General features: G+C 46.5%; 25 protein-coding genes. 2 read left to right on the plus strand and 23 right to left on the minus strand.

Features of this window, described 5'->3' with window-relative positions; translation table 11 throughout:
* Positions 1-7: 7 nt before the first annotated feature.
* The 13 genes from dinG to OIU26_RS01455 form a co-directional block, all read right to left on the minus strand.
* Positions 8-2,890 (minus strand): ATP-dependent DNA helicase DinG, encoded by a 2,883-nt coding sequence (dinG, locus tag OIU26_RS01395; RefSeq protein WP_264215758.1) that lies wholly within the window; start codon positions 2,888-2,890, stop codon positions 8-10.
* A gap of 157 nt (positions 2,891-3,047) precedes the next feature.
* Positions 3,048-3,680, minus strand: a complete 633-nt coding sequence (locus tag OIU26_RS01400; protein ID WP_264215759.1) for a tetratricopeptide repeat protein — start codon at positions 3,678-3,680, stop codon at positions 3,048-3,050.
* A gap of 82 nt (positions 3,681-3,762) precedes the next feature.
* Positions 3,763-4,146: an aspartate 1-decarboxylase gene (gene panD / locus OIU26_RS01405; protein ID WP_013371641.1), complete on the minus strand. Its 384-nt coding sequence runs from the start codon at positions 4,144-4,146 to the stop codon at positions 3,763-3,765.
* On the minus strand, positions 4,139-5,077 hold the full coding sequence (gene panC / locus OIU26_RS01410; protein WP_058829720.1) for a pantoate--beta-alanine ligase: 939 nt from the start codon (positions 5,075-5,077) through the stop codon (positions 4,139-4,141). Before panC ends, panD begins: the two co-directional genes overlap by 8 nt.
* Entirely contained in the window at positions 5,074-5,982 is a 909-nt protein-coding gene (gene panB / locus OIU26_RS01415) for a 3-methyl-2-oxobutanoate hydroxymethyltransferase (protein ID WP_264215760.1), read from the minus strand. The genes panC and panB overlap by 4 nt, the downstream gene beginning before the upstream one ends.
* A gap of 346 nt (positions 5,983-6,328) precedes the next feature.
* Positions 6,329-7,303: a biotin--[acetyl-CoA-carboxylase] ligase gene (locus OIU26_RS01420; protein WP_264215761.1), complete on the minus strand. Its 975-nt coding sequence runs from the start codon at positions 7,301-7,303 to the stop codon at positions 6,329-6,331.
* Positions 7,296-8,618, minus strand: coding sequence for a CCA tRNA nucleotidyltransferase (locus OIU26_RS01425; RefSeq protein WP_264215762.1), 1,323 nt, complete (start codon positions 8,616-8,618; stop codon positions 7,296-7,298). The genes OIU26_RS01420 and OIU26_RS01425 overlap by 8 nt, the downstream gene beginning before the upstream one ends.
* Positions 8,619-8,672: 54 nt before the next feature.
* Complete coding sequence (bshA, locus tag OIU26_RS01430; RefSeq protein ID WP_264215763.1) at positions 8,673-9,836, minus strand: N-acetyl-alpha-D-glucosaminyl L-malate synthase BshA; 1,164 nt, start codon at positions 9,834-9,836, stop codon at positions 8,673-8,675.
* An 85-nt stretch (positions 9,837-9,921) separates the two neighbouring features.
* Positions 9,922-10,614 carry a bacillithiol biosynthesis deacetylase BshB1 gene (gene bshB1 / locus OIU26_RS01435; RefSeq protein ID WP_264215764.1) on the minus strand — a complete coding sequence of 231 codons (693 nt, stop codon included), beginning with the start codon at positions 10,612-10,614 and terminating at the stop codon, positions 9,922-9,924.
* Positions 10,611-11,048 (minus strand): methylglyoxal synthase, encoded by a 438-nt coding sequence (gene mgsA / locus OIU26_RS01440; protein WP_013371648.1) that lies wholly within the window; start codon positions 11,046-11,048, stop codon positions 10,611-10,613. The genes bshB1 and mgsA overlap by 4 nt, the downstream gene beginning before the upstream one ends.
* A gap of 56 nt (positions 11,049-11,104) precedes the next feature.
* Positions 11,105-11,908 carry a 4-hydroxy-tetrahydrodipicolinate reductase gene (gene dapB, locus OIU26_RS01445; RefSeq protein ID WP_013371649.1) on the minus strand — a complete coding sequence of 268 codons (804 nt, stop codon included), beginning with the start codon at positions 11,906-11,908 and terminating at the stop codon, positions 11,105-11,107.
* Between the two features lie 31 nt (positions 11,909-11,939).
* Positions 11,940-12,458, minus strand: coding sequence for a tetratricopeptide repeat protein (locus OIU26_RS01450; protein ID WP_013371650.1), 519 nt, complete (start codon positions 12,456-12,458; stop codon positions 11,940-11,942).
* A 50-nt stretch (positions 12,459-12,508) separates the two neighbouring features.
* The gene (locus OIU26_RS01455; RefSeq protein ID WP_007430805.1) at positions 12,509-12,838 is read right to left on the minus strand and encodes a nucleotide pyrophosphohydrolase; all 330 of its coding nucleotides are present in this window, start codon (positions 12,836-12,838) and stop codon (positions 12,509-12,511) included.
* Positions 12,839-13,053: 215 nt separating this feature from the next.
* On the opposite strand from OIU26_RS01455, the gene OIU26_RS01460 reads away from it, so the two are divergent.
* Entirely contained in the window at positions 13,054-13,923 is an 870-nt protein-coding gene (locus tag OIU26_RS01460) for a YitT family protein (protein ID WP_264215765.1), read from the plus strand.
* A gap of 76 nt (positions 13,924-13,999) precedes the next feature.
* Here OIU26_RS01460 and OIU26_RS01465 read toward each other — a convergent pair whose 3' ends face one another.
* The 9 genes from OIU26_RS01465 to OIU26_RS01505 form a co-directional block, all read right to left on the minus strand.
* Positions 14,000-14,845, minus strand: a complete 846-nt coding sequence (locus OIU26_RS01465) for a sporulation protein YpjB (protein ID WP_013371652.1) — start codon at positions 14,843-14,845, stop codon at positions 14,000-14,002.
* A gap of 78 nt (positions 14,846-14,923) precedes the next feature.
* Complete coding sequence (locus OIU26_RS01470; RefSeq protein ID WP_264215766.1) at positions 14,924-15,844, minus strand: GNAT family N-acetyltransferase; 921 nt, start codon at positions 15,842-15,844, stop codon at positions 14,924-14,926.
* Positions 15,841-16,491, minus strand: coding sequence for a DUF1405 domain-containing protein (locus OIU26_RS01475; protein ID WP_102163685.1), 651 nt, complete (start codon positions 16,489-16,491; stop codon positions 15,841-15,843). The genes OIU26_RS01470 and OIU26_RS01475 overlap by 4 nt, the downstream gene beginning before the upstream one ends.
* Positions 16,492-16,666: 175 nt before the next feature.
* Complete coding sequence (locus OIU26_RS01480; protein ID WP_013371655.1) at positions 16,667-16,846, minus strand: IDEAL domain-containing protein; 180 nt, start codon at positions 16,844-16,846, stop codon at positions 16,667-16,669.
* Between the two features lie 22 nt (positions 16,847-16,868).
* A complete protein-coding gene (locus tag OIU26_RS01485; RefSeq protein ID WP_058829726.1) occupies positions 16,869-17,375 on the minus strand; it encodes a gamma carbonic anhydrase family protein in 507 nt (168 codons plus the stop codon).
* Between the two features lie 54 nt (positions 17,376-17,429).
* The gene (locus tag OIU26_RS01490) at positions 17,430-18,539 is read right to left on the minus strand and encodes a hypothetical protein (RefSeq protein WP_264215767.1); all 1,110 of its coding nucleotides are present in this window, start codon (positions 18,537-18,539) and stop codon (positions 17,430-17,432) included.
* Positions 18,540-18,725: 186 nt separating this feature from the next.
* Positions 18,726-19,310 (minus strand): histidine phosphatase family protein, encoded by a 585-nt coding sequence (locus OIU26_RS01495; protein WP_013371658.1) that lies wholly within the window; start codon positions 19,308-19,310, stop codon positions 18,726-18,728.
* 68 nt (positions 19,311-19,378) lie between these two features.
* Positions 19,379-20,005: a hypothetical protein gene (locus tag OIU26_RS01500; protein WP_013371659.1), complete on the minus strand. Its 627-nt coding sequence runs from the start codon at positions 20,003-20,005 to the stop codon at positions 19,379-19,381.
* A complete protein-coding gene (locus tag OIU26_RS01505; RefSeq protein WP_013310707.1) occupies positions 20,002-20,598 on the minus strand; it encodes an RNA polymerase sigma factor in 597 nt (198 codons plus the stop codon). Before OIU26_RS01505 ends, OIU26_RS01500 begins: the two co-directional genes overlap by 4 nt.
* A 678-nt stretch (positions 20,599-21,276) precedes the next feature.
* Between OIU26_RS01505 and OIU26_RS01510 the strand changes: the two genes are divergently transcribed.
* Positions 21,277-21,891: a class I SAM-dependent methyltransferase gene (locus tag OIU26_RS01510; protein WP_025675665.1), complete on the plus strand. Its 615-nt coding sequence runs from the start codon at positions 21,277-21,279 to the stop codon at positions 21,889-21,891.
* Positions 21,892-22,175: 284 nt separating this feature from the next.
* Here OIU26_RS01510 and OIU26_RS01515 read toward each other — a convergent pair whose 3' ends face one another.
* Complete coding sequence (locus OIU26_RS01515) at positions 22,176-23,264, minus strand: prephenate dehydrogenase (protein ID WP_264215768.1); 1,089 nt, start codon at positions 23,262-23,264, stop codon at positions 22,176-22,178.
* Between the last annotated feature and the right edge of the window lie 11 nt (positions 23,265-23,275).

A 23,275-nucleotide genomic window follows, 5' to 3' on the forward strand; every position in this document is an offset into this window, starting at 1 on the left:
ACGGACTTTAGGTGTCCGTCCGTTGTGCCTCTGTCTCCGGGGCGGATTGGAGCCATTCGGCGATGCGGGGCACCATTTGCTCCGATGGCATATGCTCCATTTTTGGTCCCGGTAACGAGTACAAAAAGTGCTTTCCGTAATAGGATTCGATCACACGCGTATCGTAAACGATAACGACTCCGTGGTCACTCGCTGTACGTACCAATCGCCCAAATCCCTGTTTGAAGCGAATAACTGCTTGTGGTACAGACAGCTTCATAAATGGGTTCTTCTTCTGCTGCTGGAGCAGCTCGCTTTTTGCCTCCAGTAACGGGTGATTGGGCGGTTGAAACGGCAAGCGAACGATGGCCAGACAAGTCAAAGCCTTCCCTGGAATATCGACGCCTTCCCAGAAGCTGCTGGTTCCCAGCAATACAGAAGCCTTGGCTTCCTGAAAACGACGGGTTAGCTTGCTCCGACTCCCACTGTCTACACCTTGTCCTAACACGGTAATATCGCTGGATGCTAACGCCTCTTTGAGTGGCTCATACACTTGCCGGAGCATCCGATAGGAAGTAAACAGAACAAGCATTCTCCCCCGCGTCGCCTGGGCAGTCGCTCCTAGAGAGCTAACGAGCATCTCTACAAAATGTGCATCCCCTACACTGCCCTTCACACTCGGAAAGTCTCGCGGAATGACCAGCAACACCTGATCCCTGTAATTAAAAGGTGATGGGAGCTGTGACGTCATTAATCGTCCTTGATCCGCTGCCTCCTGCAAGCCGAGTTGATCGGTCATGTACTGAAACGACTTATCTACCGATAAAGTAGCAGATGTCAGAATAATACTTCTTTTTTTGTCAAAAAACATTTCTTTCAACTGGCGGCTCACATCGACGGGCACTGCATAAAATTGCAATGATTTACTACGGAATTGCCCACTCGCTTCGAGCCAATATACGGTTGTTTCATCATCGAGTCGTATAAAGAAGCGCAAATTTTCCCTAATCCCCGCCAAATCCTTAAGCAGACCCGTGATATCTGTAATGAGACTATCCGCCGCATAATCGTCGTGTTCTTCCTTGACATCCAGCATCAGCTTGTCGCCCTTGCGCAAAATTTCACTCAACGTTACATAAAGCTGATTTTCCAACGCCGCCGCTTGATCCCACTTTGCAGGCTTGGCCGACGGTTTGAGACGCGAAGAAAATTGCCCCGTTTCACCCGGTGTGGCATCAGACCGCTCTGGCAACATACCAAACAACTTATCGCTTAGCAGGTCCCAAGTTTCCTTAACCTCTAACACGAGTGGGTACAGCTGATCAATGGTCGAGGCCCATTCCGTCGACTTCTCATGCCCCGACTTTGCCAACTGCTGACGTAACGAAGGCAATTGTCCGTTCTTACTGTCCTTGAACAATCGAGTCAGCGTATGCACGAGTGTGAAATATTTCATATGCATGCCCAGGTGCTTACCGGCTACTTCCTCTAGATGATGTGCTTCATCAATGACCAGATGTTCATAGCTGGGCAATAGCTGGTGACTTGCTTTGACGTCGGTGAACAGCTTGGAGTGATTCGTTATAACCACATCCGCTGTTCCTGCTTCATGACGTGCACGATGATAGTAGCATTTGCGGAACCATGGGCAAGAACGGCCAAGACAGGACTCGGAATCACTAGCTACTGTTTCCCAAAAATCCCCTCCACGGTTGCTCAGGTTTAGTTCCTCATCATCACCGGTTTCTGTCAGAGTCAGCCAGACAATCATTTGAGCCGCTGTAATCAAGTCTTCCTTTGGTGTCGCGAAGTCTCTTCTGTTTATTTTATGTTCAAACTTACGCAGACACAAATAATGCCCCCGACCCTTAAAAATGGCAGCCCGGAACGGGAACGGAATCACTTTTGTCAGCATCGGAATATCACGCTCTCGCAATTGCTCCTGCAGATTAATGGTATGTGTGCTTACTGTGACCCTCTGCCCATATTTTACACTGTGATACAGTGACGGAAGCAAATAGCCTAGGGACTTCCCTGTTCCTGTACCCGCCTCGATCAACAAATGCTTATCTTGACTCAGGGCTTGATTTACACCCTCAATCATTTGTGTTTGCGCCTCGCGCTCCTCATATTGGCTCAAGGATGAACGCAAATTGTCCCGCACATCATCCATATACTCCTCAAAGGCAACGCCTGAGAGTGGATTTGGATCATCTTCTCTTCGTGGAGTAGCCAGTTCGGTCCAATCTTCCACTTTAAGCGCAAGCTGACGAAAAAACTGATGTTTCTCCAAATCCTGAATAGGGTCTAGCTCTTTCTCTTCTCGTATGCCGTCAAGAAACCAACCCAGGTCACTGTCTTCCTCTGCGAACAAATCGCTGAGCCGCTGTATCGTTATCAGAGGTAATGCCTGGAGCTCACCCAGACACTTTAAAAACACCTCAGCCGTAGCCAACGCGTCGCTGTCTGCTTGATGAGGGCGGTCATGCGCCAGCCCAAACTCTGAGGAAACAAAACCCAACTGATAAGAAGATAACGATGGAAACATAATTTTCAGAAAATCCATCGTATCCAAAATTCTACCGCTAAAGGGTAAATATCCACACCGGTCCAAAGCGCTTTGCAAAAAATTGAAATCAAACGCCACGTTATGACCGACCAGCACGACATCGTCCAGCATAGGCACGAGCTCCATCATCATTTCTTCGAGTGCAGGTGCATCCTTGACGTCATCATCTGTAATTCCGGTCAATCCGGTGATAAAAGGTGGAATAGATCTGCCAGGGTTTACATAAGAGCCGTAAACACGGGAAATGCTGTTATCATGATCTATAATTGCAAGTCCGACTTGAATGATGTCATCCGCGGACTGGGTGCCTGTCGTTTCAAAATCCAATACCGCAAATTTCATTCGAGCTTAATCCTTTCTTATGACACATACAAAAATAATAACTCTGTATAATAGCATAGCAGAAGATTGTCTGTTTGGAAATTAAGACAGCCAAAAAAGACGATGCACACACCGCCTACGGAGGTGAGCATGCATCGTCTTACTCGGTGTCTGACAACTACATCCAGGTCAACAAGGAACTGTCGTAGCGAAGCTTTTCGGCACCGGACAAACAGGCTTGCATATTGTGCAGTGGCTCGGGCAGCGTTGGATCGAACTGATGAGCGAGAGCAAAATATTTTTGCGCCTCTTTTACGTCTGCCTGCTTTGCCATCAAACAGCCTAGCGCATTATAGATGACCGCTTTTAGCCCTGGCTGTTCTGTCAGGTGTAGCACCTTTTGAAACTGGCTTATAGCCTCTGCTGGATCATCCAGTTGAAAATGCGCCATTCCCATATACATGCGACTCTGCCAGCTGTTCGGAAAATGCTGTAGCACCTGCTCAAATTGCTGGATTGCCTCCCGGTACATAAGTAATCGATAATACCCCTGCCCCCGGTCAAATGCCGGTAGCTCCTTTTCAGGCAGCTCAGCGTCAGACATGTCGGCCTCTGCGGAAAAGCCGGCTGCACGCAGGCAAACCATTTTTTCCTCAAAGGCCAGCCACTCATCCATAATTCCGTCACTCATTCTCCGCAGCAGACTCCAGTGCTGTAGCAGCTCCTGTCTGCGGGGGCCCTGGGCTGATGGGTAATGCTTCACGATATCATCTAACATGCTGTTCATTTCTGCGAATACATGCTGGAACATGTGCATCCCGCCCTTACGAAAGATGGATTAATACACTCACATTTTTCGCTTAAAAGACGGGTTTCATCCGCATTCCCATTCATTACATGATCGTTGCGTGTACTTCCTTGTTCATCGTTTGGGCTGGTTTATTATGTTCATCCACAAATACCACAGTTGGTTTGTATGTTTTGGCCTCTTCATTTGACATGGAAGCATAGGAAATAATAATGACTGTATCACCGGGCTGGACCAGACGGGCTGCCGCACCGTTGAGACAAATCACGCCGCTCCCACGCGGTCCGGGGATCACATAGGTTTCCAGTCGAGCTCCATTGTTATTGTTTACAATTTGAACCTTTTCATTCTCCAGCAGATCTGATGTCTCCATTAAATCTTCATCTATGGTAATACTGCCCACATAGTTCAGGTTAGCTTCAGTAACCGTCGCGCGGTGAATTTTAGATTTCATCATGGTTCTAAACATGGGAAAGTACCTCCACTTTCTGTATTCTTATATTATCAATCAGTCGGGTATTCCCAAATTTTACGGCTAGCGCAACAATGACATCTTCTTGCACATCACATAGGCGCTGCTCAGGACGAAGGGGCTCCAGGCCAGGAAAAGTTAATATTTCAATGTAGTCAATATCTGCCAAAGGAGATGAGGAGATGGTCGACTCCACCATTTGATGTAACTGCTCAATCGTAATGGTGTTCTGTACAATATCTTCGCTCACTTCTTGCACCTTGCGCAGTGACTGGGACAGCACCAACGCCTGCTCACGCTGTTCCGCACTCAAATATACATTGCGGGAGCTAAGAGCCAAACCATCGGCCTCTCTGACGATAGGACAAGGTATGAGGGTCACATTCATATTGAGATCAGCCACCATTTGTTGAAGCACAGCAACCTGCTGCGCATCCTTCATGCCAAAGAAGGCCAAATCAGGACCTACCATGTTAAACAGCTTAGCTACCACTGTAGTTACACCATCAAAATGGCCAGGACGGGAAGCGCCGCACAAGCGGTCTGTCAGAGCGGATACGTGAATTTTAGTTTGAGTTGGCTGCGGATACATTTCTGCTACAGTCGGCAGAAATACAATATCCACGCCTTCGCGCCGTGCTACTTCCAGATCACGCGCTTCATCGCGAGGATAGCTGTCCAGATCTTCGGTAGGTCCAAATTGAATCGGATTTACAAAAATGCTAAGCACCACCGTATCTGCCATTTCACGCGCCTTTTGCATCAAGCTTGCGTGCCCTTCGTGCAGGTATCCCATGGTTGGTACAAAGCCGACTTTATGTTGTTGTAAAGAGGCAGAATCGTGTAAAGTTTTTGCTTCATTGGCTCCAAGTTGGCGACGTTCGGCAATAACCTTGCGTAGTTGAGCCACTTCTCTTACGATGATCATGACTGAGATTCCACCTTTTCCTTAGCTTGTTCCTGCGCTTGTCCTTTTGCCTGTCCGTACAAGGACTCCAGGGACTCCACAACACGGTCATCCGCGCTGAACACATGCTCTGCGGCCGGGAATGCCCGCCCTTTTACATCGCTCACATACTGCTCAATGCTGCTGCGGATCATGCCGCCTACATCTGCATAAGTTTTTACAAATCGTTTGCTGAAATATGGCGATGCATATTGAATCAGATCGTGGTAAACGAGTACTTGACCGTCACAGCCACGTCCTGCACCGATTCCAATGGTTGGAATGGAAAGTTCTTTAGAAATCGCCGTTGCCACTTCCTCAGTCACCAATTCCAAGACAATACCAAAGGCACCCGCCTGCTCTAATGCCTTGGCATCTGCCATCAACCGGCGTGCGTCTGCTTCGTCCTTACCTTGAATGCGATAGCCGCCAATTTGATTAACCGATTGCGGAGTAAGACCGATATGTCCCAGTACAGGCACACCTGCCTGAACAGTCGCTTTTACGACATCGGCAATCTCAGCTCCGCCCTCCAATTTAACAGCATGCGCATGTCCTTCCTGCATCAGACGGCGGATGCCTTGAAGACTTTCGGATATGCTGCCGTGATATGTCATAAAAGGCATGTCCGCAACGATAAATGTATGCTCAGCGCCTCTTGCGACTGTCCGGGAATGGTACACCATATCATCCAAGGTCACAGGGATGGTTGAATCGTAACCAAGAACTACGTTACCCAGCGAGTCACCCACGAGAATGATATCAACTCCCGCCTCCTCGGCTATTTTAGCCGATGGATAATCATAGGCGGTCAGCATACTGAGCGGAATGCCCTCTTGCTTCATTTTTTTCATTTTTACAATATTCAGTGCTTGTTTTCCTGCCATTGCGAATGGCTCCCTTCCATCTTTTTTTGGCACAAAAAATAACCTTTTATGAACGCCTGTACATCTGCGTCATCAAAAGGTCCGAACAGCCAAAAAAGACACTCATTTTGAGATCGTCCCTTCTGTCTCGGTCCTGTTCGGCTCAGAGCAGAATCCAACGTAACCTTCAAATGAAGTTATGATGGTCTTACAAACTTGCTAAAGTAGAGCAATGTGCCCTTGGAGTGCAGCTCGGACCGTCCGATGCCGCCTCCTGCACAGTATAACAAAAAACACCAGCCTTTTCACGTGAAGTTTTACACAGGAAACAGAAAGATTGTGGTCGTATACTCAGCTAGGGTCGCTTCTACAATTGTATATCCCCTGAAATAACCTGAATCCGCTCACCCTGGTTCGTTTCTATTACGAGCGCTCCTGAAGGGTCCAAGCCAACCGCTGTACCTTCTACCGCTATCCCTTGTCCTGTATGTGCCCGTACGCTGCGGTTCATCGTCACAGATAATGCCTCCCACAGCATGGCTATTGGCTGGAACCCCTGCTTGGCATATAGCTTGCTTAGCAGCTCCATTTCTTCCAAAACAGCAGCAATCAGCGCAGTACGGTCAACTTCAAGCCTTGCCTCTATTTTCAAAGATGTCCCTACATGGGATAACTCTTCCGGATAATCTTCTACATTCAAATTAACGTCGATGCCAATGCCTGCAATGCAATAGCGAACCCTTTGATCCTCTGTTGCAGATTCCAACAGAATACCGGATACTTTGCGACCATGAATCAGCAGATCGTTTGGCCATTTAATGCCTGCCTCCACACCCGTCAGTCGGCGAATAGCCCTACACACCGCCACGCCTGTTAACAGGGTTAGCTGTGGGGTAAAGGCCAAGGGCTGGGTGGGGCGCAATACAATGCTCATCCAGATACCTTTGCCGCGAGGGGAATACCATTTCCGCCCCAGACGTCCCCGACCTGCCGTTTGTTCCTCCGCAAGCACTAACGTTCCCTCCGGCGCACCTTCTTCTGCCAAACGCATAGCATCCTGCTGGGTAGATACCGTTGAATCCAGAACGACGATACGCTGGCCAAACGATTGAGTATTCAACATATCTGCCAGTTTGGAGGCTTCCAGCCGATCTGGCTGAGAAATCAGCCGATACCCCCGACGTGAGGAGGCATCGATATTATAACCCAGTTCACGCAGTTTGTTGATCTGCTTCCATACCGCTGTACGACTAACCGACAGTCGTCGGCTAATTTCCTCCCCGGATACGTAATCGGATGAACCTTCCTCCAGTATGCCTAACAATCTTTCATGATTATTCACTACTCATCACCCGTTTCACTTCCTGAAGCAATGTTTCTGTTTCATTCGGGATATCTCCGCAAGCGACCGCTTGTAAAAGCCGTTCCATCATCTGGCCCAACCAAGGTCCACCTGGTCGATTCATTGCCTGAACCAGTTCATTTCCAGTAATATTTAAATCTTTCATACGAACGACGACAGCCTGCTGTGTCCACGAGTTAGCCAGTTCGGCAATTTTCTTTACATGCTTTTCTACCCATGGCGGTAATCCACGGAACGAAGAAGGCAGTGTCTTGTGAAGCTCCAGCCAGTCTGAAGCTGTATCCTTTCCCAGCTTAATTAACAATCGAATCCAGTTACGACGCAGCACCTCGTCGTTGATAGAGTCAGAATTTCTCGAAACAGAGTTGTCAGCTATGGCAACAGCATGGCTGATGAGTTCGGTCTCCCATTCCAATAAATGAACCAAACGCAAACGTACGGCGTTGGAGAAGGTCCAAGCTCTTAAAAGCTCGTCCGCTGCCTCGGAGCTAAGTCTACAAGACATAAGGAGCAAACCCCACCGCAGCTCTGCTGGCAGCTGCACGATCTCCTTGAGCGCCTGTGCGTCACATTGTTCCCAGGGAACCGGAACTTTTGTACAGCCGAGCAATCCGCTACGACCCAGCATCTCTAACCCACGTAATGGGTCAGGCCCCGCTAGCATCTTTTCTAACTCGACTCGTACCCGTTCCATGGCTATGTGTCGAAGTCCCTCTCTGCGACGGATCATACCTTTCCAGGTATTGTAAGCCACTCGGAACCGAAATACAGAGGCAAAACGGATGCAACGCAGCATTCGTAGCCCGTCCTCCTCAAAGCGTTCCTCGGCTCGTCCCACACAACGAACGAGAGCGGCTCGCAAATCAGCTTCCCCACCAAACGGGTCCACTCGCTCCCCATGTTCAGCCATCGCTATCGCGTTCATCGTGAAGTCCCGCCGCATCAGATCCTCACGGATGTCCTTCACAAAGGATACTTCCGTTGGACGGCGGTGATCGGTATAACCGCTTTCCGTACGAAAAGTGGTCACCTCGAATGCATGACCATCCTGCATGACCGTTACCGTCCCATGCTGGATTCCTGTCGGAATCACATGAGGGAACAGCGCTAAGACCTCTTCAGGCTCAGCCGAAGTGGTCAGATCCATATCATGAATAGCTCGTCCTAATAGCTCATCCCGCACACAGCCACCAACCCAATAAGCTTCGTGGCCAGCTGTGGTTAGTGTATGTATGACATCTCTACCGCGAAGAGCCATTTCTGGATCAGCATGTTGCCAAGTATTTGTATTCACAGGGTTTCCCCCTTTTCAAGTATTCAATAAAAAAACGGACGCGAGTCCGCCTCCTTAAACGCTGATCGGTTTAAGATCCGGCACCTCGCGTCCCAACACACGGTAATAGATTTCTTCATATTGACGGGTAATCAGCTCATCGCAGAATACGGTACGTGCGCGTGTCAGGCACGCTTCACGGAAACGTTCCGCCATCGCTTCATCGGACAGCAGTTCTACTGCATAATCCGCCATCGTCTCGGTATTCCCGATTTCAGCCAGATACCCCGTACTTCCATGCACGACAAGTTCAGGTACTCCTCCTGCCTGGGAACCAATTGTTGGTACTCCACAGGCCATGGCTTCCAGTGCAACTAGACCAAAACTTTCTTTCTCCGAGGGAAGCAGCAGCACATCTGCCATAGAAATCACTTCTGCGATTTGATCCTGCTTACCCAAAAAGAAGACTTTGTCCTGCAAGCCTAAACTTTCGATTTTACAACGAATTTTTGGAAGATCCGGTCCTTCTCCCACCAACAGCAGCTTCGCAGGTACCTTTTGTTGCACTCTGTCGAATATATCCAGCACATCTCCCACCCTTTTGACAGGACGGAAATTGGAAATATGCATCATAATTTTTTCGTGCGGTTGGGCAAAATCTCTCCTAAGCGCAGCAGCATCTCGTGGATAATATACTCGTTTATCTACAAAGTTGTAAGTCAAATCAATAGGTCGTGTGATTTCCAACGCATCAATCGTCTCACGAATCAAATCCTTGGAGACCGCTGTCACAGCATCGCTTTTGTTAATAGCCAGTCGAATCAGATCCTTTAATGATTCATCCTGTGCCAACACTGTGATGTCTGTACCGTGCAGGGTGGTCACCACTTTCAAATGATCGCCCACCATTTCCTTCGCTAAATAAGCGCATACTGCATGCGGGACAGCATAATGGACATGGAGTACATCCAAATTCTTCATTTGTGCCACCTGGGCCATTTTTGTCGCTAGCGACAAATCATATGGCGGATATCTAAACACATAATAATCGTTAACCTCAACTTCATGATAAAAAATATTTTTCTGGAACGCCCCGCCTAATCTGAACGGAATGCTATTAGCAATAAAATGGACCTCATGCCCTTTTTCTGCCAGCAACTTACCCAACTCAGTAGCCACAACGCCAGAGCCACCCAGCGACGGATAACAGGTAATCCCAATTTTCAGTTTGTCATTCAAGCTAAGCTGCCTCCTTCCGTCCATCCGTAATCACTCGTATGCCCATGTATTTCAGCATTCTACAACATGCGTAAGTATAAAATCTTTATGTGAATAGCTTAACCAGATGTGGCGTTTTGGACGCAAATCCTTCTGCATATGAAATCAGCTTACGTTGACCCAACAACGAGTCCCGAGCTTTTACACGTTCCACGTACCCCTGATTCAGTGGTGTGGATACCGTATCCTTCCCAGGCGCTGCCTGAAATTGCGAAGCATAACTCAACAACGACTGCTCCTTGGCTTCATAATGCTCGGTAATGTCCACGATCAAGTCCGTTCTGCCGATGTCATTAATAAAATAAAAATATAATTGCTCTACCTGTACCGCAGGACTTTCTGACATAAAACGTCTCAACTTGGCGTTAAACACAGCTTCCTCTACTAACTTGCTGCACATGACATGATCGGGATGCCGATCCTCCCAATAAGGGGCAAATACAACTTTTGGTGCATGGCGCCTGATTTCTGCTGTAACTGCAGCTACATGTTCAGGAGTTACATATAACCCACGATCAGGCAGACCCAAATTCGTCCGCACAGCAAGCCCGAGCACTTTCGAAGCGCGTTCAGCTTCTGCCATGCGAGTATCTACATCACCATTAGATGACATTTCAGCCCGTGTCAAATCGCACACCCCCACCTTTAACCCAGCGGCAGTATGCTTGGCAATCGTGCCTCCCATTCCTATTTCTGCATCGTCGGCATGGGCTCCGAAAATCAGGATGTCCAGCGTCATTTTACATCACCCTGCTGGTCAATGCCCGGTTTATATTTATGTACCAGCTCACGCCATGCAAAATCGCCACGATCCAGCGCTTTAACCAGTATTTCAGCAGTTGCAACGTTGGTTGCCAAAGGAATCCCCTGTACATCACACAGACGCAATAATGCGCTAATGTCCGGCTCATGCGGCTGTGCCATGAGTGGATCACGCAAAAATATAATCAAGTCCATATCATTTTGCGCAACCATAGCCCCGATTTGCTGATCTCCACCAAGCGGCCCAGACATGAAGCGGTGAATTTGAAGCTTGGTTTGCTCCATAATGCGCTGACCTGTTGTACCTGTTGAATATAATTGGTGATCTGTAAAAACATGCTCATATGCCGTTATAAAATTAACCATTTCATCCTTTTTGCGATCATGCGCTATAAATGCAATCTTTAACATTCCAAACTCCTCCTGCCTCATTCTATAATTCCATTCATCAATTCATTCGTATATTCTTAATCGATGTAATGCTCAAAACCATATACAAGCCCCGGGTGCTCCATTACCTTCTGGATACCGATTTTAACACCAGGCATATAACCAGCTCGTTCATAGGAGTCCTGACGAATTTTCAGAGATTGTCCAAATCCTCCAAATACGACTTCTTGCTGTGCGAACACACCGGGAAGACGAACACTGTGAATGCGGAAGCCTTGATAGTAACCGCCACGCGATCCTTCTAGCGTTTCTTCCTCTTCCGGGTTGCCTTGTCGTAGCTCCTCACGCTGCTCAGCGATCAGTTCTGCAGTCTTAATGGCTGTGCCTGATGGCGCGTCCAATTTTTGGTCACCATGATATTCGATGATTTCCAGATGCGGGAAATATTTCGCTGCCTGAGCCGCAAACCGCATCATCAAAATGACTCCGATCGAAAAGTTAGGCGCAATCAGACCACCAATTTGTTGCTCACGACACTGCTTGTCCAGTTCATCAATTTGTTCAGGAGTAAACCCTGTCGTACCGATAACCGGACGAACTCCATGCTTAATAGCAAGCGCTGTATGTGCGTACGCGAAGCGCGGCCCCGTAAAGTCGACCATGACATCTGCTCGGCTCTCCAGTAAAGCCTGCTCTACATCCTCCATAATAGCGATACCAGCTTCCGGTAGTCCGACGAGAAGGCCGGCATCACTGCCGGCGTGTGTTCTGTTCACTGCGGCTACAAGCTGTAGTTCCTCATCCTGAAGAACCAATTTGACCACCTCACGGCCCATACGCCCTGCTGCTCCAACGACAGCCACTTTTATTGGTTCTGACATATCCCTACAACTCCTTATGCATCCATTTGTGCTAGATTTGTTCATTCATCTGCTGGCATAATTTCTTCATGAGGTTGGCAAGCTGCACATTGTGAGGAAACAGCGCTGCCGCCTCACGAGCAGCCTGCACAGCCAGCTTATATTCATTCAATTCGTCATAAATCAATGCGAGCAGCAAAAATGCGTCACCACATAGCGGATCAAGAGAAATTGCCCGTTCGAGCAGCAAAATCGCATCCTGGTGCATCTGTGGCGTAGCTCTGTCGACCTCCAGCATTTTTCTGGCCTTTTCTGTATACTGCCTGGCTTCCTGCGCATGCAGATGGAGAACATATTCATCCTGATGTGGCGCGAGACGAACCGCATGCTCTGCATATGCGAGGGCCTGCTCCAAGCGTCCACTGCGAGCGTAGGTAACCGAGCAACGGAAATAATGCTCCGCATGATCAGGCTGGGCTGAAATCGCTTTTTCAAACCACTCCACCGCCTGCTCAAAATCGTTCTGCAAAATGCACTGATAAGCTTTCTGAACGTATTCCTCCGCCTTCATGACACTGCACCTCCGGGTAACCGGTTTGGTACAGCATATGTACAAAATGCCTAATCGGTGTCCTTTTTGGTCCAGCGATTCGCATCACGCGTGTTAAATTTATGCATAACCTTATCATGTGCCTCGGTCAAATTGATACCTAGTGAGTTCGCAAAGCAAACTGTGATGAACAAGATGTCCCCCAGCTCCAGCTCAATGGAATTGTCCGCCTCATCCGTTTTTTTCGGCTTCTCACCAAAGGAGTGATTGACCTCCCTTGCCAGTTCACCGACTTCCTCGGACATCCGGGCCAACATGGCCAGAGGGCTGAAATACCCTTCTTTAAATTGAGAGATATACTGGTCTACCTCACGTTGAATTTCATCTAACGATTTTTCCATGAAACACGCAATCCCCCCATGTGCAGGTTTATTCATATGTTATCGTAAAGCACATTTTAAAACAAATTTTTTTTAATTGTGAACTTACGATGCCAACTTACAGTCATCTGTCTTTTAAAGCTGCCGCAAAAAGGTATACTAAACATAAGGGCCTGCGATTTAGCAAAAATTTGCATTCAGTCGCTCATCCTTAAACTGCTACTGTGAGGGATCTTATGAAAATATCCAAGTCCATGGAACAGCTTAAATTGATCTTGCCCATCGTATTCGGCACCGCCATTTATGCATTCGGTCTGCTTTATTTTATTATACCCAGTAAACTGATGGAGGGCGGTATTACAGGGATCACCCTGCTGTTAAATTATGCTTTTTCGATTTCACCTTCTCTCTCCACTTTGTTTCTGAACATTCCATTATTTTTAATTGGATGGAAAATGCTTGGGGGCAAGCAGATTATATATACGGGGGTCGGTATTGGGTCGCTCACATTCTTTCTGTGGTTGTTTGAAAAAATGATTCATTTCGGATGGATGGGGACGTTTCAGACTGAACACGATTTTATACTTTCTTCATTATATGCGGGGGTTACGCTGGGGGCCGGGTTAGGTATTGTGTTCCGCTTTGGCGGCACTACTGGCGGCTCGGACATTATCGCTCGTATTTTAAACCGGAAGTTTGGCTGGAGTATGGGAAGGATTATGCTGGTCATTGATATTGTCATCATCGGCGCTTCACTACTTTACATACCCAAAGAAAAAATTCTATATACATTAGTCGCTGTGTTCATTGCGTCCAAAATTATTGATTTTATACAAGAGGGGGCTTATTCCGCCAGAGCTTTTATGATTATCAGCGACCACACGATGGACATTTCAGATATTATTACCAGGGACATGGATCGCGGAGTTACGATTATTCCGGCTGTAGGTGCATTTTCCAAACAGGCCAAGCATGTTGCCTATTGTGTCGTGTCCCGTCAGGAAATACGGCGACTGCATCAAATTGTTAAATCAGTTGATCCACGGGCGTTTATTATCATTCAGGATGTGCATGATGTGCATGGCGAAGGGTTCAAAGAGGAATAGCCCGGTAAACCGGGCAATGGGCTGACATATATGGATGGATCCACAGCCAACGATGCGAATGTTCAAACTTTCATCGTTACCCAATGAAACCAGCCCGATATTTACGATAACCTGCGTAAGCCAGCGCCAGCAGGACAATCATGCCGATGGCCCATTCAGCCCGGCGCTCACTCTCACGCGGGATAAATGGCGCCAGTGCGGTAGCGTCTTTCTCACGTCCAAACAAGGCATTAAACGTCGGGTTGCCTTGGTCCAATGCTCCTCTAATCGCTGAGGCATCTGCATTTTGCTGATCTCCCAATCCTTTGACGTAGGAAATCCAGGAATCAGTCCGCACGACCTCGGTTGTTCTGCCATGGATCAATGCTGCTGTACGAATCGTTTCATAGTGGTCTTCCAGCACTTCGGTACCAGCTTTGAATCCCTTCATGTTCCCTTTAGCAAACTGGTTATTCAAGCCGCTAACATCTTCTCTTAAAATCTTATAATACTGCTGCCATAAGGGCTGGCGCGGGTGCGCAAGCGCATCTGTCGCAAGCCGTAAATTCGCAGCTGCCTTCACCCATTCATCCGGTGATGCTTGAACCGACTGTGTAGCTTGCTGCACCTCCAGAATGCTGCCGGATAGAGCATGAATGGCCTCTACAGATAGCGCTGCCTGCACCTGTCCAGTGCTGAACCATCTGCTCACCTCGGCTACATCCGCGCGTGCTTTTTCAATATTCCCGTCCATTACGTCACGGTACAGTGTCGCAGCTGCATGATCCAGTTCTTCAATTTCCTTGGTATTACCTTCGGGTTTTGACTGATCGCGCGCTTCTGCCATACCTGGAGGGACGTAGACGGACAGCAGCAGGACCATGGATAACACAATACTCAAAACCACACGTAACGTAATACGAACCCCCCGACCCCTAATCATGGGACATCCCTCCTCACCTTACTGTATGGCAAGGTTAACGGGACTAGAACTGGCTTTAGGTGAAACGTTAGAAACCGGCTATGCTCTGGACAAAATAGGAAACATAAGTGGATTTTCATTACATCTGTTGGGATGCTTAGTCATATAAAACAGCGTAGTATATTCCTGCTTCAGCACAGAAATTTCGCAGCCGTCCTGTTCTTTTGGTGTAAAGCCAAAAACAACCTTTTTCGTATCTTTTTTCATGACTGCCCCTAGAATTTCATCTAAAGAAATGTCACCCGCTCCAAAAATATCGTAACAATTCATCGTATCCCCTTCGAAATCTGCAACAACAATCGTATCGTATTGAGGTATGTGCCAGAACTTGTCTTTAAAAAATAAGGTACTATAAAATAAAACCAACCACTCATTGTTTTCCGCAGAAAAAAGTGAATACGGATTGAAGTCAGCACTCTTCATCTTCAACAACTGCAAATCCGACATTTCTTCTGTATTCAATTTCTCGATCCTTATGTCCAAGCTGTTAGGTGCCTTCCGGCTATATTGATACTCGGGTGCCGAAGCGAAGCCGAATTTAGGATAAAAATCCCTCACACTATCATTTCCAAACAGATAGATACCATCACAATTGCCATGCCAATCTTTCAGCGCTTGCTCTACTAAAAACCGACTCAAACCTTGATTCCTGTAGTTTGCATCCGTCATTACAGTCCCGATCTGAATATATTTTTTCTTCTCGCCTGATACATCAAAATCCATTAGACTTACAGATAGATTGGCCACAACACAATCCTCATCCAAAAGGACATAAGGAATATATCTATCCTCCCAATCCCCCAATTGAAACCAGGCTTCAAAATCAAAGCCAAAACTCTGTTTTGCTAATTCATTAAAACTTGTTTTTATTTTGTGATCATCACGGATGCCCTTTTGGAATACATATTCCTTTTGATTTATAACTATATGCATCTCTATTTCTCTATTCAAAAGACTCAAGCTATATCACGATGAGACGATACCTTTCGATTACGCGCCAACATGGCAAGCCATGCCGCTACAATACTAACAAGGGTCAGCATGTAGGTAAAGACACATACTTGCGGTACATCATCCGTTAGTGTTCTGGGAAGATAAGGGTATATGCCAAAGGTATAATCCATTGTATCATTTAACAAGGTCCACAGTGCGGCTAAGCATAAAGCAATCCATTTGCAGGTAAAAAAACGTACAAACAGTAACGCTTCGACCGCCATTGCTGTGTGAGATGCCATCAGCATCCAATCCTGCCATACCATAGGTCCGCCCTGCGCAACTCCCCACAAAATAATAGCCGAAGCCCAAATGCCATACTTTACACTCGTGACGACAGCCAACGCTTCCATAATCTGGCGAATGACCTTCAAGCTTTTGAGATGCGGAGGATAGAGCAAAAAAGCTATGGAAATTGTAAAAAATAGGCTGGCTGTCGGACTATCAGGCACAAATACAATCTGCCACATCGGGTGATAATTCAGTGTATATTCCAGCTGTCCTCCATACCATATGTATCCATACACCGTTCCAACTAAATTACACCAGAACAGTAGCCACAAAAAGGGCCGGCTCGTCAAGAACGACCGGCTCCACAAATAAGATAACGACACGCCCTTCATCCTCCGTTCATACGACAGATACCTTGCACAGGCACTATCTTACAAAGACTATATCATATCCAAGCGTATCAAAAAAACCTGACCGCCGTTACGGGTCAGGTTTGATGATATAATCTCAAACTGGCGCTTGGTCATTTATGACCAACTTAAGCTTACCAAAAGCGTTCTAACTCATTGCTTTCAGCTCATCCGTAAGATGACGAAAAGCTACTTCATCTCCGGAGGCTAACGCCTCATCAATATCCTTGTAAAGTTTTTCACTCCGGTGTTTACGTAATGCCTCGTCCAAAACCATTTCAGCAGACAGGCCCAACATTACCTCATAAGTAACCTTCATTTTATCCATAGGATGCACCTCCAACATGAGTTTAAGAGATCCTATATTCTTTTCCTTTCGCCACATAGCTGAGTGTCGTTCGTGACATCCGCTGCAAATCTGCATCTGTCAATTCGCGCACCACTTTGGCAGGTGTACCGATAGAAAGAGTATAGGGTGGTATTTTGGTATTTTCCGTAACGACCGACCCTGCTCCTATTAAAGCATATTCACCAAGCTCCGCTCCGTTGAGTACAATGGCCCCCATACCAATTAAAGTGCCTTTGCCTATCGTACAACCGTGGATAATGGCAGCATGTCCTACCGAAACATCATTCGCCAGCAGCAGGGGCTGATCCGTGTTCACATGTCCCACGACGCCGTCCTGAATATTGCAGCGTTCACCGATGATGATAGGCGCCATATCCCCGCGCAGTACGGCATTAAACCATACGGAGGACTCTTGGCCGATCGTTACTTTTCCGACAATTTTTGCTCCTTCTGCCACATAGACAGATGAATGGAGCTGTGGCATGTTTCCGTTGTAGTGAATGAGCATCAACTTCACCCTCTCATATTTTGGGTGAAATTCTATCAACATGTGTATTGCTTGTCAATGGAACCGTATACCCGAGTCGTTTCGCCCAAGGCGGCACTCTCCAGCCAACTTCTGCCCCCAGGCCGTCATTTGTACAGAGGGTCCTGTCGAATGCTCACCTTGTCGAAGCATCCCCAAGTGAAGCATCATTCGTATAATCCTCTGATCAAAGACCGAACGGGGGGTATCATAGTAAAACGGTCGGATCAGTGGACCAATATGCACAAAAAGCGACTCCGAGGATGTCCATGGCCTGGCACATTCTCCAATCCAATAGACTAGTGAAAGCAGATTGGGTACGGCTCCTTTATACAATCTTAACCAAAACCTGAATAGCTGTATCATTTCATCCTCAATTGCGAGTTCCTGTTGTGCCTCCCCTTTTGCGGTCAGCTCAACCCGGTCTCCCTTCTCCTCAATATACTTGGAGTGACGGGCGTAATCGTACAGTAATGCCATTCGATCCGGATAAAACTTAAAAGAGGAACCATAGCCAAAACGCCATCCTCCTTTACCCAACAACGGCTCCGCAATGTGCAAATGCTCCATTAGCTGCTGCTGATTGCGACGGTACCAAGCTCCCTCAGGATTAAGCAGAACCTCATGCTGCCTCATATATTGAAGGAAAAGCCGTAAATCCTCCGCCAGTAGATGACCTTCATCCCGGTACGACGACGGTTCGCTTACCCGGGTCATCCCGTTTTGAAAGTCATGTACCATAACACGCCGGAAGCGCTCTTTCATATCCGACGGAATTTGGTACAAATACCTCGTATTGTGCGTCGAACCGTTGAACAACCAGCCGCTAGAACGCAGACGGGTCACAATATCTCGTGGTCGCTCACCAGCATCCTCGTCATTCTCAACCGACTGTTTGGCAATCGCAATCAATTCCTCCATACTGAAATAAGGTCGGTCATCGAACAATAGCGCGTTCAAAAACCTTACCTCTGACAACCTCAGCTCCTTGACCTGCGTCTCAAAGAAACTACTACTGCCGAGCTTTGTCAAAATCCCTTGGATCAACTCATGCTTGGAATTAGGTTTGCAGTCACAATCGTAATACACTGCGATTCTGTTCAAATGCAAAATATCCGCAAATGTCAGCATATCCGCCAGATTCATTGTTCCATCGCCTCGTCACTGGACTGTCATCATCCGGAAATGATTCTTACCTGTTGTACCCACAGCTTTGACGGAATCTTCAGACTCTAAACCTCTTTTTTCGCAAAGGTATAATTAAAAAACAAAAAGACCACGACTCTATGATGAATAGAAGCCGTGGTCTTTCACAAATTATTTAAGTTACAGTTACTTTTTCTCTTGCAAATGCTTTGTACAATTATACAAAAGCGGTTCCCAGTCCGCATCCTCACGCTGGAGTACACTTAGTGACAAATTGCCAATACGTTCCGTGAATTTTTCCTGATACAGAGCCTTATACAAATTAGCCAAAAAACCGCCGTGGGAAACGACCAGCAGATTCTTGTCCCGATTTTCCGTCCAAAGAGCCTCCATAAAAGCTAGCGCGCGAAGCTGAAGATCTGCATCGCTCTCCTGCCCCAAATCCAGCAGATGCCAGTCAACTCCCCACTTTTCTTCGCGTTCGGCCTGCGTCATCCCCTCGACCTGACCATAAGCACGCTCTCTTAGTCGATCATCAGGTTCCAGCAACGGCAAATGCAGAGCAGAGGCAATAATATCCCCCGTTTCTTTCGCTCTGGAGAGGCTACTTGTAATAAGCCCGTCCCAATGATAAGGCTCTTCCTTCAATCGTTCTGCCAGCAAGCGTGCCTGCCGACGCCCTTCCTCATTCAACGGAATATCACTGTGGCCCTGGATTTTACCTACCGCATTCCAATCCGTCAATCCATGTCTGATCAAGCCAATAAGCATTGTGTTAGTCCCCCGCTGTTGTGTTATTCAGGCATTATAATGAATTTTATATGGAGCCCATCTGCCAGCTAATTTCTAACTCTTCTCGTCCGATGGATCCAGCCCAGAGAAAATAAAGCAAGCGCAAGTGCCAATACAGACAGCAACATCCAGTATTGCGGGTAAGTAGGAACAATGCTTGCAACCAGCGGATCCATAATGCCACTGTTCACATCTTTAATGTGGTATTGATACTGTGGAGATGTACTTGTAGTTTCCAGCAGGCCTGTCGGTAAAATACCCGTGTCCATGACAGGAGCCGCTTGGGGGGGATTTTCCTGAGAGGAGCTTCCATTCCAGTTCAAAAATAAAAAGCTGCACAAGAATACGGCCAAGAAGCCGGCGATCCATACAGACATATACTTACGGGCTGCTGGGTTCACTCGCGCACGTCGATGCTCGCCCGGAACAAGCCACGGTGATTCTTCATAAATTCGATCCATGACTCTACGATTCATTGCCTCTAGCTTATCATCTGTTATTTCAAAGGAAATATCACGAATAGCTGATCGACTTTCTTTTGACAAATTCCAATCATTCTCTTCCGAACCATGCTCCCACCCGGCAGACGAGCTTTTGGCCCGTCTGCGCTCCGAGTCTTGTTTCGATACATTTTTGCCTGTAGCGAACAAATCCTCAGCGTCCCTGGATTTCATTGGCTGCTCATCCCTTCGTTTTCCTCATAGAGAGGCTCAAAAAAATAAGGCTCCAACTGCGTCTTCACACTGGTTCTTGCCCGGAAAAGCAATGACTTCACCGCACTGACCGTCTGTCCTAAAATAGTCGCAATCTCCTGATAATCTAATTGCTCATATTCACGCAAAATCAGCGCAGATCGCTGCTTCTCAGGCAATCTGTTGATTGCTTCACGAACCATCTCTACCTTCTCACCGCGAAGAACAGCCTGCTCCGGAATCACATCCGATGGAGCTACCGGTACATAACCGCTCTCTTCCAATGGAACCTGACCACTACGGTGCTTGCGAAGCTCGCTTAGCACCGTATTGCGTGCAATTGTATATAGCCAAGTGGAGAACGATGCATCTACCTCGCGAAAAGAATGCAGGCTCCGATACGCTTTATAAAACGTCTCCGAGCATAAGTCTTCAGCAATCATTTCCAGGTTCGAACTTTTCAGCATATGATAAACAAAAGCTAAAATTTTTCGTTGGTGTCGCCTCATTAATTCTGAATAAACCTCGACATTACCTTGTTTGATTTCCTGAATCATCTGGGAATCTGTCATCATCCGAGTGAGACCCTCCTCGCCCATACATGTGCTGTTTTCCCGTTCGATTCTGTCTATATATACCGAACAGGTCAAAAAAAGTTGCGCCCTCTGCGCAAATGGATGAAACAGCATCATGGAACATTTGTTATTTTCTTACCCTATGTAGTGCCAACATTAACGGTGCTATCCCCAACAATATTCAATATCCAAAATGGACTTACCCATTGTACCACAAAATGGCCGCCAGTAAAAAAGTCCAAAATCCCCACGATTTCCATCAAAGGCTCCCTAACGCTGGCAGCTAATTCATTTAAACAGCTTTTCAATGGATTTTAAGTTTATTCAAGATAAATGACAAACCCAATGAAAGTGTTCCATATAAAGCACCAGTAAGGATAATTACACAAAAAAGAAAACGCTTTAAAAAAATATTGACAAAATGAAAACGTATACATATAATAAAAGTACAGTATGGTTTCTCTCCACTCCTATCCTACTCAGCTACTTTACTGAAAGTAGCTACCACCCGGGGCTTTACCCGGGTGGTCTTTTTTTGTTTTCCAATACTCCTCTTTACCTTACTCACCTACCCATATGTGGGTTGATAAAGTACATCAATAATTTACTAATTATTTGATTATCCTATTGAAACACATTATTATATAATAAATTTTTTCAATAGGTAGGGGGCAGGTAATGAATAATAAGTGGAACAAGGCTGTATATAAGATTTGGTCTCCAATTTATGATAAGTTTTTCAATTCAGGCAGCTTCCTCAATTCTAGAAAGATCATATTTCAAGAAAAGTCATTTAATAGCGAGCAAAAAATACTTTTTGTAGGTGTAGGAACTGGAGCAGATTTAGAATTAATAAATCACTACGGGCTGGATATTACTGCCATAGATTATTCACCTGAAATGCTTAACAAAGCAAAAGAGAAATTTATTAACACCTCCATAAAATTCTTAGAAATGGATGCTCAACAAATGAATTTTATGGATGAGCAATTTGATATAGTAGTAGGAAGTTTAATTCTCTCAGTAGTACCTAACGCAAATAAATGCTTCGATGAGATGGTGCGGGTTTTGAAAAAAGACGGGGAAATTATTATTTTCGATAAGTTTTCTCCTAAAGGAAAAAAGCCCTCATTATTCAAAAAAACGATAAGACCCGTTATTAAGGTGTTAGGAACCGATATAGGGTTGAATTTTGAAGAACTGTTTGAAACCCAAAAAACAAAACTGCGTATCAAAGAGGATGCACCTATAATGTTTAACGGTATGTATAGAAAGATAGTAATTACAAAATAAGGCGTAGCTTCACCCCCTCTTCAAATAACAAAAAAGCGAGCGAAGAGAACCTTCGCCCGCTTTAGATCTTTTCTTACTACTCACTCCCAGAAAGTGTAGTCCTTTTATGGCGGCTGTAGCGTAGAGGTTCATTTGAATCTGGAGAAGCGTAGCGTTCGCCTTTGCCTGCGGATTTTCACCTTTGAACATATAATCAGAAAATCCGCAGGCAACAGCGATCGTAAGATCAAATGAATCGCGGAGCGGAGTACCTCTTTAACGAGTACTCATTCTTTCTCACCCCTTCACACCACCACTTTATAGCCCATCGAATCCAGCAAGGTTTTGGCACGTTCCCAATCCTGCTCTTGACGAAAGGAAAGCCGCATGATGCCAGGAACATCCTCCCGGCTTTCAATGATTCGCATATTGCTCAGATTAATGCTGTGATTTCCCAGTTCCATTGCAATTCTTCCGATAATCCCTGGGGTATCCGGTACATCAATATACAGATCAAACGTAGAGACAATAACTCCTTTACGACGCTCTGGCAGTTCACTACGGAAATGCCCAGCTGTCAAAAATTCGTCAGCAATTCCCTCTCCGTCTTGTGTTCTCAGCAAGTGAGTAAAACGCTCAATCTGCCCATTCCACTCTTCCAACAGACCCAGTAAAACATCACGATTACTCAGCAAAATGTCCCGCCACACAACCGGATCACTAGAGGCTATCCGTGTAATATCACGAAATCCACCAGCAGCCAATGTACGGTACAACGGATTTTCATCATTGTGCTTTCGCACCTGATTCACCAGCGCTGCTGCAATAATATGCGGAAGATGACTAATCGCACCGACAATATCATCATGCATATCAGGTTTGACACGCACAACATGAGCACCTGTATATTTCAACAAATGCTCCAGCGAGCTGTATGCTTCCTCAGGCACACCCTCTGCAGGGGAAAGTACATAATATGCGTTTTCAAACAGCAACGCAGAAGCGGCCTTGACACCGGAACGCTCCGAGCCGGCCATCGGATGACCCCCGATAAAATAAGCGTTGCGCAAAGAAATTTCTGATGCTTTTTTGGCAATCGCCGATTTCGTGCTGCCTACGTCGGTAATAATACAACCCGCTTTAAGCGGTAGCTGACTTAACAACTCGAGATAATGCTCCAGTAAACCAACCGGTACACATAAAAAAATAAAATCGGCATCCTTTGCCGCCTCTTCAACCGAAAGAGTCGCAGTGTCTACGACACCACGGCTTAACATCGGTTCCATCAGTTCAGGGAGATGAGCGTGGCCGACCACAGTAATATCCGGTTTCCCTTTAAAACAAAGTGCGAGGGACCCGCCAATCAGTCCCACGCCGAAAATAGCAATCTTCATCTAATATCAAA

The sequence above is a fragment of the Paenibacillus sp. BT-177 genome (genome assembly GCF_025846815.2).
Lineage (GTDB): Bacteria > Bacillota > Bacilli > Paenibacillales > Paenibacillaceae > Paenibacillus > Paenibacillus polymyxa_C.

What these genes read in the sequence shown, in the direction of transcription:
- dinG (WP_264215758.1), bottom strand. Translation starts at nt 2,890, where the DNA reads ATGAAATTTGCGGTATTGGATTTTGAAACGACAGGCACCCAGTCCGCG.
- OIU26_RS01400 (WP_264215759.1), bottom strand. Translation starts at nt 3,680, where the DNA reads ATGTTCCAGCATGTATTCGCAGAAATGAACAGCATGTTAGATGATATC.
- panD (WP_013371641.1), bottom strand. Translation starts at nt 4,146, where the DNA reads ATGTTTAGAACCATGATGAAATCTAAAATTCACCGCGCGACGGTTACT.
- panC (WP_058829720.1), bottom strand. Translation starts at nt 5,077, where the DNA reads ATGATCATCGTAAGAGAAGTGGCTCAACTACGCAAGGTTATTGCCGAA.
- panB (WP_264215760.1), bottom strand. Translation starts at nt 5,982, where the DNA reads ATGGCAGGAAAACAAGCACTGAATATTGTAAAAATGAAAAAAATGAAG.
- bshB1 (WP_264215764.1), bottom strand. Translation starts at nt 10,614, where the DNA reads ATGACGCTGGACATCCTGATTTTCGGAGCCCATGCCGACGATGCAGAA.
- mgsA (WP_013371648.1), bottom strand. Translation starts at nt 11,048, where the DNA reads ATGTTAAAGATTGCATTTATAGCGCATGATCGCAAAAAGGATGAAATG.
- dapB (WP_013371649.1), bottom strand. Translation starts at nt 11,908, where the DNA reads ATGTCAGAACCAATAAAAGTGGCTGTCGTTGGAGCAGCAGGGCGTATG.
- OIU26_RS01450 (WP_013371650.1), bottom strand. Translation starts at nt 12,458, where the DNA reads ATGAAGGCGGAGGAATACGTTCAGAAAGCTTATCAGTGCATTTTGCAG.
- OIU26_RS01455 (WP_007430805.1), bottom strand. Translation starts at nt 12,838, where the DNA reads ATGGAAAAATCGTTAGATGAAATTCAACGTGAGGTAGACCAGTATATC.
- OIU26_RS01460 (WP_264215765.1), top strand. Translation starts at nt 13,054, where the DNA reads ATGAAAATATCCAAGTCCATGGAACAGCTTAAATTGATCTTGCCCATC.
- OIU26_RS01465 (WP_013371652.1), bottom strand. Translation starts at nt 14,845, where the DNA reads ATGATTAGGGGTCGGGGGGTTCGTATTACGTTACGTGTGGTTTTGAGT.
- OIU26_RS01480 (WP_013371655.1), bottom strand. Translation starts at nt 16,846, where the DNA reads ATGGATAAAATGAAGGTTACTTATGAGGTAATGTTGGGCCTGTCTGCT.
- OIU26_RS01485 (WP_058829726.1), bottom strand. Translation starts at nt 17,375, where the DNA reads ATGCTCATTCACTACAACGGAAACATGCCACAGCTCCATTCATCTGTC.
- OIU26_RS01490 (WP_264215767.1), bottom strand. Translation starts at nt 18,539, where the DNA reads ATGAATCTGGCGGATATGCTGACATTTGCGGATATTTTGCATTTGAAC.
- OIU26_RS01495 (WP_013371658.1), bottom strand. Translation starts at nt 19,310, where the DNA reads ATGCTTATTGGCTTGATCAGACATGGATTGACGGATTGGAATGCGGTA.
- OIU26_RS01500 (WP_013371659.1), bottom strand. Translation starts at nt 20,005, where the DNA reads ATGAAATCCAGGGACGCTGAGGATTTGTTCGCTACAGGCAAAAATGTA.
- OIU26_RS01505 (WP_013310707.1), bottom strand. Translation starts at nt 20,598, where the DNA reads ATGATGACAGATTCCCAGATGATTCAGGAAATCAAACAAGGTAATGTC.
- OIU26_RS01510 (WP_025675665.1), top strand. Translation starts at nt 21,277, where the DNA reads ATGAATAATAAGTGGAACAAGGCTGTATATAAGATTTGGTCTCCAATT.
- OIU26_RS01515 (WP_264215768.1), bottom strand. Translation starts at nt 23,264, where the DNA reads ATGAAGATTGCTATTTTCGGCGTGGGACTGATTGGCGGGTCCCTCGCA.